Consider the following 417-nt stretch of genomic DNA (forward strand, 5'->3'; position numbering starts at 1 on the left):
GGTAACGGTTGACCTGCAGGAAGTCACCGGACAGGGTCTCGCGCTTGAACAGGTTGGACACCTGCGGCTCGACGCACTCGTAGCAGCCGGCGATCGAGGCGATGATCGCGGTCGGGGCGATCGCGATCATCAGCGAGTTGCGCAGGCCGTGTTCCTTGATGCGGGCGCGCAGGGCATCCCAGCGCGCGGTGTCTTCCGGCACCACGTTCCAGGCGTCGAACTGCAGTTCGCCACCGGCGGCACGGGTGTCGTTGAACGACGGGTGCTTGCCACGTTCCTGGGCCAGCTCGCAGGAGGTTTCCAGCGCGTGGAAGTAGATCGCTTCGGCTATCTTCTTCGACAGGGCGCGGGCTTCGGCGCTGTCGAACGGCAGGCGCTTGCGGAAGAACACGTCCTGCAGGCCCATGCAGCCCAGGC

The 417-nt window shown here is 65.9% G+C and carries 1 protein-coding gene; it reads right to left on the minus strand.

All coding sequences use genetic code 11. The annotated features are described in order from the left end of the window. A partial coding sequence (locus tag NBZ83_RS32670; protein ID WP_498041108.1) for a ribonucleotide reductase barrel domain-containing protein occupies positions 1-406 on the minus strand: 406 nt, incomplete at its 3' end. Between the last annotated feature and the right edge of the window lie 11 nt (positions 407-417).

This window comes from Frankia gtarii (genome assembly GCF_025403375.1).
GTDB lineage: Bacteria > Actinomycetota > Actinomycetes > Frankiales > Frankiaceae > Frankia > Frankia gtarii.